We start from the raw sequence: 13,305 nt of genomic DNA, 5'->3' as shown, positions 1-13,305 counted from the left end.
TGCGCAGTCGGGGGCGGTCGTACGTGGCTCGTCGGGTCACCGATCAGTGACCACGCTCCGCTTCGAGGCGGGCCAGGACCAGCCGGGCCGTCCCGGTCGGGGTCTCCCCCACCTGTACGCCCGCCGCTTCCAGGGCCTCCTTCTTCGCCCTGGCCGTGCCGGACGAGCCGGACACGATGGCGCCCGCGTGGCCCATCGTCCTGCCCTCGGGTGCGGTGAAGCCGGCGATGTAGCCGATGACGGGCTTGGTGACGTGGTCGCGGACGTATGCGGCGGCGCGTTCCTCGGCGTCGCCGCCGATCTCCCCGATCAGGACGATGAGTTCGGTGTCGGGGTCGTCCTGGAAGGCGGCCAGGCAGTCGATGTGGGTGGTGCCGATGACGGGGTCGCCGCCGATGCCGACGCAGGTCGAGAAGCCGGTGTCCCGCAGCTCGTACATGAGCTGGTAGGTGAGGGTGCCCGACTTGGAGACCAGGCCGATGCGCCCGGGCTTGGTGATGTCGGCGGGGATGATGCCCGCGTTGGACTGGCCGGGGGTGATCAGGCCGGGACAGTTGGGGCCGATGATCCGGGTGCCCCTGGCCTTCGCGTACGCGGTGAAGGCGACCGCGTCGTGGACCGGGATGCCCTCCGTGATGACGACGGCCAGTCCGATACCGGCGTCGGCGGCCTCGACGACGGCCCCCTCGGCGAACGCGGGCGGGACGAAGACGACGCAGACATCGGCGCCGGTCGTCTCGATGCCCTCGCGCACGGAGCCGAAGACGGGGACGGCGCGGTCGTCGAAGTCCACGCTCCGGCCCGCCTTGCGCGGGTTGACGCCGCCGACCACGTCGGTGCCCGCGGCGAGCATGCGCCGGGTGTGTTTCATGCCCTCGCCGCCGGTCATGCCCTGGACGAGGACCTTGCTCTCCTTGGTGAGGTAGATGGCCATGTCCCGCTCCTTCAGGCTGCGTCGGCTGCGTGGGCGAGGTCGGCGGCGCGGCGTGCGGCGCCGTCCATGGTGGTGACCTGCTGGACCAGCGGGTGCGCGCGTTCGTCGAGGATCGCGCGGCCGCGGGCGGCGTTGTTGCCGTCGAGGCGGACGACCAGCGGTTTGGTCGGCCGGACCGAGTCCAGTGCCTGCACGATGCCGTCGGCGACCGCGTCGCAGGCGGTGATGCCGCCGAAGACGTTGACGAGGACCGACCTGACCGCCGGGTCGGAGAGGACGACGGAGAGGCCGTCGGCCATGATCCGGGCGGAGGCGCCGCCGCCGATGTCGAGGAAGTTGGCGGGGCGGGCGCCGCAGCCGGCGACCACGTCGAGGGTCGACATGACGAGGCCGGCGCCGTTGCCGATGATGCCCACCTCGCCGTCCAGCTTCACGTAGTTGAGGCCCCTGGCCGCGGCGGCCGCCTCCAGCGGGTCCTCGGGAGCCGGCTCCCGGTCTCCCCAGCGGGTCTGCCGGAAGCGGGCGTTGTCGTCGAGCGTGACCTTGCCGTCGAGGGCGAGGATCTGCCCCTGGGCCGTACGGACGAGGGGGTTGACCTCGACGAGGACGGCGTCCTCGCGGACGAGTACGCCCCAGAGCCTGACCAGGGTGTCGACGGTCTGCGGGGGCAGTCCGGCGGCTCCGGCGATCTCGGCGGCCCTCGCCGGGGTGACCCCCTCGGCCGGGTCGACGGGGAGGCGGGCCACGGCGTCCGGCCGGGTGGCGGCGACCTCCTCGATGTCCATGCCGCCCTCGGCCGACGCGATGGCGAGGAACCGGCCGGCCGCACGGTCCAGTACGTAGCCGACGTAGAACTCGGCGTCGATGTCCACCGGCCGGGCCAGCATCACCTTTCCGACGGTGTGGCCCTTGATGTCCATGCCGAGTACCTGGCGCGCCGTCAGTTCGGCGGCGGGCGGGTCGGCGGCGAGCCTCACGCCGCCGGCCTTTCCCCGTCCGCCTGTCCTGACCTGGGCCTTGACCACGACGCGGCCGCCCAGCCTGCGGGCGATCTCGCGCGCCTCCTCGGGCGAGTCGGTGACTTCCGCCCTCGGCACCGAGATGCCGTGTTCCTCGAAGAGTTCCCTTGCCTGATGTTCGAACAGGTCCATCCCGGCTCCCTCCGAAAAGTGCCGCACGCCCCCTGGACACCACCCACCGGATGCGGGATAACAAGCTTCATACAGTATTCGTCGACTGTATGCAATATACTGCGACGGCCTCCACGAACAGTGCGCGCACCCCGTATGGGCTGCACGCATGAGCTGCGTGTACGAGCTGCACGCATGAGCTGCACGCATGAGCTGCGCTTCGGCGCGCCCAATCCCCTACGAAGGGACAGGACTTCGCCATGCCCGACGACAACAGCCAGAACCTCATCTCCGGTGGGCACCTGGTCGCCAAGGCACTCAAAGCGGAGGGTGTGGAGGTCGTCTACACGCTCTGCGGCGGCCACATCATCGACATCTACGACGGCTGCGTCGACGAGGGCATAGAGGTGGTCGACGTACGCCACGAGCAGGTCGCCGCCCACGCCGCCGACGGCTACGCGCGCATCACCGGCAGGCCCGGCTGCGCCGTCGTCACCGCGGGCCCCGGCACGACCGACGCCGTGACGGGTGTCGCCAACGCGTTCCGGGCGGAGTCCCCGATGCTGCTGATCGGCGGCCAGGGGGCCCATACGCAGCACAAGATGGGGTCCCTGCAGGACCTGCCGCACGTCGACATGATGACGCCGATCACCAAGTTCGCGGCGACCGTGCCGGACACCGCGCGGGCCGCCGACATGGTGTCCATGGCGTTCCGCGAGTGCTACCACGGGGCGCCGGGGCCGTCCTTCCTGGAGATCCCGCGCGACGTGCTGGACGCCAGGGTGCCGGTGGAGAAGGCCCGGGTGCCCGCTCCCGGCCGGTACCGGGCCTCGACCCGCTCGGCCGGTGACCCCGAGGCGATCGAGAAGCTCGCCGACCTCCTCGTGCACGCCGAGAAGCCGGCGATCCTGCTGGGCAGCCAGGTGTGGACGACCCGCGGCACCGAATCCGCCGTCGACCTCGTCCGCACCCTCAACATCCCCGCCTACATGAACGGCGCCGGACGCGGCACGCTGCCGCCCGGCGACCCGCACCACTTCCAGCTCTCCCGGCGGTACGCCTTCTCCCACGCCGACGTCATCGTCATCGTCGGCACCCCCTTCGACTTCCGCATGGGCTACGGCAAGCGGCTCTCCCCCGAGGCGACCGTCGTGCAGATCGACCTCGACTACCGCACCGTGGGCAAGAACCGGGACATCGACCTCGGCGTCGTCGGGGACGCGGGGCTGGTGCTCAAGTCGGTCACCGAGGCCGTCTCGGGACGCGTCAACGGGGGCGCGCCGAAGCGCAAGGAGTGGCTCGACGAGCTGCGGGCCGCCGAGCAGACCGCCATCGGGAAGCGGCTGCCGAGCCTGCGGTCGGACGCCTCGCCGATCCACCCGTACCGGCTGGTCAGCGAGATCAACGACTTCCTGACCGAGGACTCGATCTACATCGGGGACGGCGGCGACATCGTCACCTTCTCCGGGCAGGTCGTGCAGCCCAAGTCACCCGGGCACTGGATGGACCCGGGACCGCTCGGCACGCTCGGCGTCGGCGTCCCCTTCGTGCTGGCCGCCAAGAAGGCGCGGCCCGACAAGGAGGTCGTCGCCCTGTTCGGGGACGGCGCCTTCTCCCTCACCGGCTGGGACTTCGAGACCCTCGTCCGCTACGACCTCCCCTTCGTCGGCGTCGTCGGCAACAACTCCTCCATGAACCAGATCCGCTACGGCCAGGCCGCCAAGTACGGCCCGGAGCGCGAGCGGGTCGGCAACACCCTCGGCGACGTCCACTACGACAAGTTCGCGCAGATGCTGGGCGGTCACGGCGAGGAGGTCCGCGACCCCGCCGACATCGGCCCGGCGCTGCGGCGCGCCCGTGAGTCGGGCAAGCCGTCGCTCGTCAACGTCTGGGTCGACCCGGACGCGTACGCCCCCGGAACCATGAACCAGACGATGTACAAGTGAGGTGGCCCCGATGACCCCGATGACCCCGATGACAGGGACGACAGGGACGACAGGGACGACAGCGGCGACTGCGACGGCACCGGCGGCGGCCGCGCCGGCGACCTCGGGCAAGGCGCTGGAGGGCGTCCGCGTCCTCGACATGACGCACGTCCAGTCCGGGCCCTCCGCCACCCAGCTGCTCGCCTGGCTCGGCGCGGACGTCGTCAAGCTGGAGGCGCCCACGGGGGACATCACGCGCAAGCAGCTGCGCGACCTCCCGGACGTCGACTCCCTCTACTTCACGATGCTCAACTGCAACAAGCGCAGCATCACCCTCAACACCAAGACCGAACGCGGCAAGGAGCTCCTCACCGAGCTGATCCGGCGCTCGGACGTCATGGTCGAGAACTTCGGACCGGGCGCGGTCGACCGCATGGGCTTCACCTGGGACCGCATCCAGGAGATCAATCCGCGGATCGTCTATGCCTCCATCAAGGGGTTCGGGGACGGCCCGTACACCGGGTTCAAGGCGTACGAGGTCGTCGCCCAGGCCATGGGCGGGTCGATGTCGACCACCGGCTTCGAGGACGGGCCGCCGCTGGCGACGGGGGCCCAGATCGGTGACTCGGGCACGGGCGTCCACGCGGTGGCCGCGATCCTCGCCGCCCTGTTCCAGCGGGAGAGCACGGGGCGCGGGCAGCGCGTGAACGTGGCGATGCAGCACGCCGTGCTGAATCTGTGCCGGGTGAAACTGCGGGACCAGCAGCGCCTCGGGCGGGGTCCGCTGGCCGAATATCCCAACGAGGACTTCGGCGACGAGGTTCCCCGGTCCGGGAACGCGTCCGGCGGCGGCCAGCCCGGCTGGGCCGTCAGGTGCGCGCCGGGCGGCCCCAACGACTACGTGTACGTCATCGTGCAGCCTGTCGGCTGGAGGCCGCTGACCGAGCTGATCGGCCGGCCCGAGCTGGCGGACGACCCCGGCTGGGCGACCCCGGAGGCCCGCCTGCCCCAGCTGACGAAGATGTTCCAGCTGATCGAGGAGTGGTCGTCCACGCTCCCCAAGTGGCGGGTGCTGGAGCAGCTCAACGCCCACAACATCCCGTGCGGCCCGATCCTGTCCACCAAGGAGATCATCGAGGACCGGTCGCTGGTCGCCAACGAGATGGTCGTGACGGTGCCGCACCCCGAGCGGGGCGAGTTCGTGACCGTGGGCAGCCCGCTGAAGCTCTCCGACTCCCCCGTGGACGTGACCAGTTCGCCGCTGCTCGGCGAGCACAACGAAGAGGTGTACGTCGGCGAGCTCGGGCTCGGCGACGAGGAGCTGCGCCTGCTCAAGTCGAACGGGGTGGTCTGACCGATGGCCGAAGACATGACCGAAGACACGGCCGAAGACCGGGTGCCGACCGACCACCGGGGATCGGCCGGCCACCGGGAACTGGCCGGCGACCGGGCGCCTGACAACCGGGCGCCGGACGAGCGAGGGCGGAAGGTGCGTGCGCTCCTCGACGCCGTACGGGCCTCGGGGCGGACGGCGCTGACCGCGCCCGAGGGCAAGGTGCTCGCCGACGCGTACGGGATCGCCGTCCCCGGTGAGGAGCTGGCGACCGACGTCGACGAGGCGGTGGCCTGCGCGGCGCGCTTCGGCGGCCCCGTCGTGATGAAGATCGTCTCCCCCGACATCCTGCACAAGACCGACGCGGGCGGCGTGGTCGTCGGGGTGGAGGGCGCGGCGGACGTGCGTGCCGCCTTCCACCGGATCGTCGGGAACGCCCGCGCCCACGACGCGAAGGCCCGCATCGAGGGCGTACAGGTGCAGGAACTGCTCCCGCAGGGACAGGAGGTCATCGTCGGGGCGGTGACCGATCCGACGTTCGGGAAGGTCGTGGCGTTCGGGCTCGGCGGGGTGCTGGTGGAGGTCCTCAAGGACGTCACGTTCCGGCTGGCGCCCGTCGGTCCCGACGAGGCCCTGTCGATGCTGGACTCGATCCGGGCCGCCGAGGTCCTGCGCGGGGTGCGCGGCGCACCGGCGGTGGACCGGCAGGCGGTGGCCGAGCAGATCCGCCGGGTCTCGGAGCTGGTCTCGGACTTCCCGGAGATCGCCGAGGTGGACCTGAACCCGGTGATCGCCACCCCGCGGGGCGCGATGGCCGCGGACATCCGCGTCATACTCGCCGAGTCGGTGGCCAGGCCCCGCCGCAGGTACGGTCGCGAGGAGATCCTCACCTCGATGCGGCGGCTGATGCAGCCGTCGTCGGTGGCCGTGATCGGCGCCTCCAACGAGCAGGGCAAGATCGGCAACTCGGTCATGCGCAACCTCGTCGACGGCGGGTTCTGCGGAGAGATCCATCCGGTGAACCCCAGGGGCGACGACATCCTCGGCCGCAAGGCGTACAAGAGCGTCACCGACGTTCCCGGTGAGGTGGACGTGGCGGTGTTCGCGATCCCCGCCAAGTTCGTGGCCGCGGCCCTGGAGGAGGTGGGGCGCAAGGGGATCCCCAACGCCGTGCTCATCCCCTCCGGGTTCGCGGAGACCGGTGAGCAGGCACTCCAGGACGAGATCGTGGCCGTCGGCGAGCGGTACGGCGTCCGGCTGCTCGGGCCGAACATCTACGGCTACTACTCGACGTGGCAGAACCTGTGCGCCACCTTCTGCACGCCCTACGACGTCAAGGGCGGCGTCGCCCTCACCTCGCAGTCCGGCGGCATCGGGATGGCCATCCTGGGGTTCGCGCGCGCCACGAGGACGGGTGTCTCGGCGATCGTGGGACTCGGCAACAAGTCGGACCTCGACGAGGACGACCTGCTGACCTGGTTCGGCGAGGACCCGCACACCCGGTGCATCGCCATGCACCTGGAGGACCTCAAGGACGGGCGTGCCTTCGTGGAGGCCGCGCGGGCGACCGTCCCCAAGAAGCCGGTGGTCGTCCTGAAGGCGGGCCGTACGGCGGCCGGGGCCCGGGCGGCGGGCTCGCACACGGGTGCCCTGGCGGGCGACGACGCCGTGTACGAGGACATCCTGAGGCAGGCCGGTGTCATCCGGGCGCCCGGACTGAACGAGATGCTGGAGTACGCGCGCGCGTTGCCGGTGCTGCCGACACCGCGGGGCGACAACGTCGTGATCATCACCGGGGCCGGCGGCAGCGGCGTACTGCTGTCCGACGCGGTGACCGACAACGGGCTCTCCCTGATGGAGATCCCGCCGGACCTGGACGCGGCCTTCCGGGAGTTCATCCCGCCCTTCGGGGCCGCGGGCAACCCGGTGGACATCACGGGCGGCGAACCCCCCTCGACGTACGAGGCGACGATCCGGCTCGGTCTGGCGGACCCGCGGATCCATGCGCTGGTCCTCGGCTACTGGCACACCATCGTGACCCCTCCCATGGTCTTCGCCGAGCTCACCGCGCGTGTGGTGGCCGAGTTCAGGGAGCGCGGGATCGAGAAGCCCGTCGTGGCGTCGCTGGCGGGCGACGTCGAGGTCGAGGAGGCATGCCAGTACCTCTTCGAACGCGGGGTCGTGGCCTACCCGTACACGACGGAGAAGCCGGTGGCGGTGCTGGGCGCGAAGTACCGGTGGGCGCGGGCGGCCGGGTCGTCGGGAGGCGGTTCATGACGTGACCCGGTGCGAGGGCGGGCCGACGGTGCGCGTCGGCCCGCCCCGGGACCCGTGCGCACACGAAAGGCATTGGACAGGGGGCGCTGGCCAGATCTTTCGACGCGAGGGGTGCTACGCGACATGACGACCACCGACATGACGACATCCGTCCCCTACAGGGAGGTGACGGACCGCAACGGCCGCCTGTACCGGATCGGCGAGACCGACCGGGACATCATGGGGCGACCACGCTGGACCATGGTGCTCTTCCCCTGGATGGGCATGCTCGGCATCAGCTCCTCGGAGTACGCGTTCACCTCCGCCGAGGACACCCTGCACGAGGCCCACCTCTGGAACAGCGGGCACATCTTCTGGCTGATGGGCGTCTGGGTGTTCTTCCAGGCGGCCGTGGCCTTCCCCGCCGGCCAGTTGCGCGAGAGCGGGAGACTGCCCGCGCGGTACGCCATGATGCTCGGCGCGTGCGGCACGCTGCTGGGTTACCTCTCGCTGGCGTTCGCGCCGCACGTGATCGTCGCGTACATCGGCTTCGGCATGTTCAGCGGCATCGGCGCCGGTCTCGTCTACGCGACCTGTGTGAACATGGTCGGCAAGTGGTACCCGGAGCGCAAGGGCGGCAAGACCGGCATGGTCAACGGCGGTTTCGCCTACGGCTCCGTGCCCTTCGTGTTCCTGTTCACCTCGTACATGGACCTGTCGAACTACGAGACGGTGCTGGTCTTCGTCGGCGTGATCTGCTGCACGGTCGTCGCGTTCGCCGGCTGGTTCTTCAAGGACCCGCCGAAGAACTGGTGGCCCGCGCACGTCGACCCGCTGAAGACCTCGACCGACCCCCGGGTCGTGCGGGCGCTGGCGAAGAACCCGCCGGCGGTCAAGCAGTACACGCCGCGCGAGGCGGCCAGGACGCCCGTGCTGTGGATGATGTGGTTCTGCCTGCTGTGCACGGCCGGCATCAACATCTTCGGCATCGCCATGCAGGTCCCCTTCGGCAAGGAGATGGGGTTCGCGGGCGGCATCGTGGCCACCGCCATGTCGCTCAAGGCCATCGTGAACGGCACCGGGCGGGGTGTCATCGGCTGGATCTCGGACCGCTACGGCCGCCGGAACACCCTCGTCATCGTCTGTATCGTCCTCGGCTGCTCGCAGTTCGGCGTGTTCTTCTCCGGGAACCTGGGCTCGATGCCGTTCTTCCTGGTCTGCTCGATGATCTCGGGCTTCGGCGGCGGCGCGATCTTCCCGCTGTTCGCGGCCATGACGGCGGACTACTTCGGTGAGAACAACAACGCCTCCAACTACGGCATGGTCTACAGCTCCAAGCTCATCTCGGGTCTCGTCGGCTCCGGTGTGGGGGCCGTCGTGGTGAGCGCATGGGGCTACGGGGGCGCCTTCGCCCTGGCCGGCGGCATCGGGCTCGGTTCCGCGGTCCTCGCGCTCTTCCTCCGCGCGCCCGGCCGGCCCGCCGTCAAGCGCATCGTGCCCAACCCGCACCCGATCGGCGAGGAAACGGCCTGACGCTCCGCACGTCCCGGTGGCTTCGTGGTCCACCCCGGCTCCGGCTCCGGCTTCAGTTTCAGCTTCAGCTTCAGCTTCAGCTTCGGCTTCGGCTTCGGCTTCGGCTTCGGTGGAGGTTCTGTTCCCTGCTCTGTTCGCCGCGCTCGTCCCCGACGTCCTGGAGAATCCCTACGACCCGCTTCCGAACCCTGAGAAGGACGGCGGTCCTCCCCGCACCGTGTGGGAAGGACCGCCCGCTGTGCGTCCGGTGTGCGTCCGGGCTCAGTGGCGCTTCGAGCGGAGGGCCGCCAGGTTGTCATAGCTGATCTTGGCCTCGCGCAGCGACTGCGCGGGGTCCGTGGCACTGGGCGAGTTGTCGTCCTCGATCATCGGATTGTGGTAGTTCCGCTCCCCGACCCGCGAGAAGAACGTCCGGTAGTCGATGACCCCGGTGCCGAAGGGAACCATGTCGTAACCCATGCCGTTCGTGGTGCTCACGACACCGTCCTTGGCGTGGAACAGGGGGTAGCGCTTGTTGTGCCGGGCGACGAGCCCGGCCGGGTCGAAGACCTGCTTACGGGTGGAGCCGTCGTGGGCGGTGTAGGTGTGGAACTTGTACTGGGCCACGTGCGCCCAGAAGATGTCCATCTCCAGCCAGACCAGCCTCGGGTCGGTGACCTTCAGGAAGTACTCCAGCTTGCGGATGCCGGAGCTCCGGGTGGGTCGGCCCTGGTCGTCCAGCGGGCCTCCGTCGAGCAGGAAACCGTACGCCGAGTCGTGGTTGTGGGTGTACAGCTTGACGCCCTCGCGGCGGGCGATCGCGCCCAGCGCGTTCCACTTGTCGGCGGCCACGTCCCAGTCGGCCCGGTAGGAGCTGCCGGTGGGGTCGCCGCCGGTGCCCATGTGGTCCAGGCCGAGGATGTTGGCGATCTCCAGGTGCTTCTTGAAGGTGTCCAGGTCGGTGCTGGTCAGCGGCCAGGAGGGCGGTATGAAGCCGTGGTTGCCCTGGGCGCGCAGTCCGTAGTCGTCGAGCCAGGAGCGGAGCAGCCTGGCTCCCGCGACGGACTCCAGGCTCGCGCCGCCGGGCGCGTTGGCGTGCTGGTTGTAGCCGGCGAACTCCACCTGGCGGTATCCGTGGCGGGCCAGCTGCTTGAAGACCTCGCGGAAGCCGGAGGGCAGGTCCGAGGCGAGCGGGTCCCGGCCCGTGGCGTCGCGGACGGTGTAGAGGATGATGCCGCGCTTGTGCGGCGGGACGAGCACGTGGCCGCCCCGGCCGTGTCCGTGGTCGTGTCCGTGGTCGTGGCCTCTGCCGCGGTCCTGGGCCAGGGCGGGTGCGGCGCCCAGCACCGGGGCGGCGATCGCGCCGGCGGCGACGGCGGTGCAGGTGCTGAGGAAGCGGCGGCGGTTGACGCCGAGGGCGCGACGCAGGGCGTCGCCGGTTCCGGATTCGTCGTTGAACGCGGTCACGGTGTCTCTCTTTCGGATAGGTGTCCGGCCGTCAGTGATGGGCGCCCGGCCTCGTCAGGTGTCGTGTCGTACGAGGTTGTCCACAGGCCGGGCGCACTGTCGGTGCCGTGTGTTTCACTTTTCGTGATCGCCCGTCCGGCCGGTCACGGGTGTCGTCACCCGAGACCGGCCAGGTCGAGCAGCAGGGATTTCACATCGGTGGCCGCGACGCGGTCGCCGACGGCACGGGGGGTGGAGCAGATGAGGAGCGGACCTTCGTCGTCGCTCAGGGGGAGGCGGCCGTGGCTGCCCCGGATGGGCGAGGGGTCGAGAGGCACGACCGCCATGCGGTAGCGCATGCCGAGCTTCTTGCGGGCCAGCGCGCCCGCCGCCTTGACCTTGACGTACGGGTCGAGCGGGTCCATGAAGAGTTCGACCGGGTCGTAGCCGGGTTTGCGGTGGATCTCGACGAGCTGCGCGAAGTCGGGCGCGCGGGCGTCGTCGAGCCAGTAGTAGTACGTGAACCAGGCGTCCGGCTCCGCGACGGCGACGAGTTCGCCGGAGCGCGGATGGTCGAGGTGGTGGGCCTTCTTGCCCTCGTCGTCGAGGAGCTCCTCGATGCCGGGCAGCCCGGCGAGCGCCTCCTTCGTGGCCTCCAGGTCCTCGGGGCGGCGTACGTAGACATGGGCGATCTGGTGGTCGGCGACGGCGAAGGCACGTGAGGCCATCGGGTCGAGGTACTCCATGCCGTCCTGGGTGTGCACTTCGAGGAGCCCGGCGCGGCGCAGTGCGCGGTTGATGTCGACGGGGCGGTCCGCGCGGGTGATGCCGTACTCGGACAGGGCGACGACCGTACGGCCTTCCGCGCGGGCGTCGTCGAGCAGGGGGGCCATGGCCCTGTCGAGATCGGCGGCCGCCTTCAGGGAGCGCGGGTCGTCGGGGCCGAAGCGCTGCAGGTCGTAGTCGAGATGAGGGAGGTAGCAGAGCGTCAGGTCGGGGTGGCGGGTGGCGATGACATGACGGGTGGCGTCGATGATCCACTGGCTGGAGACCAGGTCGGCGCCGGGGCCCCAGAAGTGGAAGAGCGGGAACGTGCCGAGTTTCTCGGTGAGTTCGTCGTGCAGGGCCGGGGGCCGGGTGTAGCAGTCGGGTTCCTTGCGGCCGTCGGCGTAGTAGACCGGACGGGGGGTGACGGTGAAGTCGGTGTCGGCGCCCATGGCGTACCACCAGCAGATGTTGGCGACCGTGTAGCCGGGGTGGGCGCGCCGGGCGGCGTCCCAGAGCTTGTCCCCGGAGACCAGGCCGTTGTGCTGGCGCCACAGCAGGACGTCGCCGAGGTCGCGGAAGTACCAGCCGTTGCCGACGATGCCGTGCTCGGACGGGTGGGTGCCGGTCAGGAAGGTGGACTGGGCGGCGCAGGTGACGGCGGGCAGGACGGTCCCGAGGTGCGCCTTCGACCCGGACCGGGCCAGGGACTTCAGGTGCGGCATGTGGTCGAGGAGACGGGGGGTGAGGCCGACGACGTCCAGGACGAGGAGCGGGGTGGGGGACGGAGGGCTGTCGGCGGCGGCCGGTGCGGCCGGGGTCTCGTCGGTGCTCACGGCAGCTCCTTCAGGCCGAGGTCGGTCAGCAGGTCCCGGGCGAGGGCGAGTTCGGCGGCGATGCCGTCGGCGAGCTGGGCCCGGGCGCGGGGGCGCAGTTCCGGCGGGAGCGCCTGCCAGGTGTAGGTCTCGACCTCCAGGTGGCGGGTCAGTGGCTGCGGGCCGCCGACCAGGCGGGCGAGGGTCTCCTTGAGGACCGGCAGGGTGGAGGTGAGGGGCGGGGCGGGGGCCGCGTGCAGCGGCACGTGGAAGTGGGCGCGCCAGGGGGAGGCGTCGGGCAGCGCGTCCTGCCCGAGGGCCTCGCCGAGGTCGTCGGTGCCGCGGAGCCCGGCGGCGGTGAGGGTGCGGGTCTGGTGCAGGAAGCGGGGTTCGTCGAAGGCGGCGAGGGCCTCGCGGACCTCGGGGAGGTGGGGGTGTTCGGCGTGCAGGGCGGCCGACAGCTGGGACTTGACGACGGGGACGCCGGCGGCGGCCAGCCGGTCCAGGGCGGTGTGCGGATCTTCGAAGGAGGTGGCGAGGTGGCAGGTGTCGACGCAGATCCCGATGCGGTCGCGGCCGACGGCGGTGAGCGGGGCGATGGCGTCGGCCGTGGTCTCGACGGTGCAGCCGGGTTCCGGCTCCAGGCCGACCCGGACGGAGCGCCCGGTCAGCTCCTCCAGCGCGTCGAGGCGTTCGGCGAGCGTGCGCAGGGCCGCGTGGGCCAGCGCGGCCCGGTCGCCGTCGTACGCGGTGCGCCAGGCGAGCGGGAGCGTGGAGACGGTGCCCTCGGTGACGTCGTCGGGGAGGAGCCCGGCGAGGAGGCGGGCGAGGGCGGTCGTGTGGTCCAGCCGCTCGGGGTCGGCCCAGTCCGGCTTGTAGACGCGGTACTTGACCTCCTCGGCGCCGAATCCCTCGTACGGGAAGCCGTTGAGGGTGACGACCTCCAGGCCGCGCCGGTCGAGTTCCGTGCGCAGGCCGCGCAGGGCGGACGGGTCGGTGACGAGGGCGCGGGCGGCGTCCTTGGCGAGCCACAGCCCGATGCCGAGCCGGTCGCGGCCGAGCCGCCTGCGTACGGGTTCGCAGTGGTCCCGGAGCTGGGCGAGGACGCCGTCGAGGGTCTCGGCGGGGTGGACGTTGGTGCAGTAGGCGAGGTGGACGGTGGAGCCGTCGGGGTGGCGGAAGCGCATCG

9 protein-coding genes are annotated in these 13,305 nt (G+C 70.9%); 4 read left to right on the top strand and 5 right to left on the bottom strand.

What is annotated here, in order from left to right; genetic code table 11:
* Positions 1–43: 43 nt before the first annotated feature.
* Positions 44–934: a succinate--CoA ligase subunit alpha gene (sucD, locus tag KM933_RS27715; protein WP_221357087.1), complete on the bottom strand. Its 891-nt coding sequence runs from the start codon at positions 932–934 to the stop codon at positions 44–46.
* An 11-nt stretch (positions 935–945) separates the two neighbouring features.
* Complete coding sequence (gene sucC, locus KM933_RS27710; RefSeq protein WP_221357085.1) at positions 946–2,085, bottom strand: ADP-forming succinate--CoA ligase subunit beta; 1,140 nt, start codon at positions 2,083–2,085, stop codon at positions 946–948.
* Between the two features lie 239 nt (positions 2,086–2,324).
* On the opposite strand from sucC, the gene KM933_RS27705 reads away from it, so the two are divergent.
* The 4 genes from KM933_RS27705 (at position 2,325) to KM933_RS27690 (ending at position 9,111) form a co-directional block, all read left to right on the top strand.
* A complete protein-coding gene (locus tag KM933_RS27705) occupies positions 2,325–4,010 on the top strand; it encodes a thiamine pyrophosphate-binding protein (protein ID WP_221357083.1) in 1,686 nt (561 codons plus the stop codon).
* A gap of 10 nt (positions 4,011–4,020) precedes the next feature.
* The gene (gene frc / locus KM933_RS27700) at positions 4,021–5,343 is read left to right on the top strand and encodes a formyl-CoA transferase (protein WP_260334238.1); all 1,323 of its coding nucleotides are present in this window, start codon (positions 4,021–4,023) and stop codon (positions 5,341–5,343) included.
* A 15-nt stretch (positions 5,344–5,358) separates the two neighbouring features.
* Positions 5,359–7,599, top strand: a complete 2,241-nt coding sequence (locus tag KM933_RS27695) for an acetate--CoA ligase family protein (RefSeq protein WP_260334237.1) — start codon at positions 5,359–5,361, stop codon at positions 7,597–7,599.
* 123 nt (positions 7,600–7,722) lie between these two features.
* Positions 7,723–9,111 carry an OFA family MFS transporter gene (locus KM933_RS27690; RefSeq protein ID WP_221357081.1) on the top strand — a complete coding sequence of 463 codons (1,389 nt, stop codon included), beginning with the start codon at positions 7,723–7,725 and terminating at the stop codon, positions 9,109–9,111.
* Positions 9,112–9,372: 261 nt separating this feature from the next.
* Here KM933_RS27690 and KM933_RS27685 read toward each other — a convergent pair whose 3' ends face one another.
* The 3 genes from KM933_RS27685 to eboE form a co-directional block, all read right to left on the bottom strand.
* On the bottom strand, positions 9,373–10,557 hold the full coding sequence (locus tag KM933_RS27685; protein WP_221357079.1) for a sugar phosphate isomerase/epimerase family protein: 1,185 nt from the start codon (positions 10,555–10,557) through the stop codon (positions 9,373–9,375).
* Positions 10,558–10,712: 155 nt separating this feature from the next.
* Positions 10,713–12,137 (bottom strand): alkaline phosphatase family protein, encoded by a 1,425-nt coding sequence (locus tag KM933_RS27680; RefSeq protein ID WP_221357077.1) that lies wholly within the window; start codon positions 12,135–12,137, stop codon positions 10,713–10,715.
* Positions 12,134–13,303 (bottom strand): metabolite traffic protein EboE, encoded by a 1,170-nt coding sequence (gene eboE / locus KM933_RS27675; RefSeq protein WP_221357074.1) that lies wholly within the window; start codon positions 13,301–13,303, stop codon positions 12,134–12,136. The genes KM933_RS27680 and eboE overlap by 4 nt, the downstream gene beginning before the upstream one ends.
* Positions 13,304–13,305 lie beyond the last annotated feature (2 nt).

This window comes from Streptomyces beigongshangae (genome assembly GCF_019710745.1).
Classification (GTDB): domain Bacteria; phylum Actinomycetota; class Actinomycetes; order Streptomycetales; family Streptomycetaceae; genus Streptomyces; species Streptomyces beigongshangae.
This window is presented reverse-complemented; position numbering and strand designations above follow the sequence as displayed.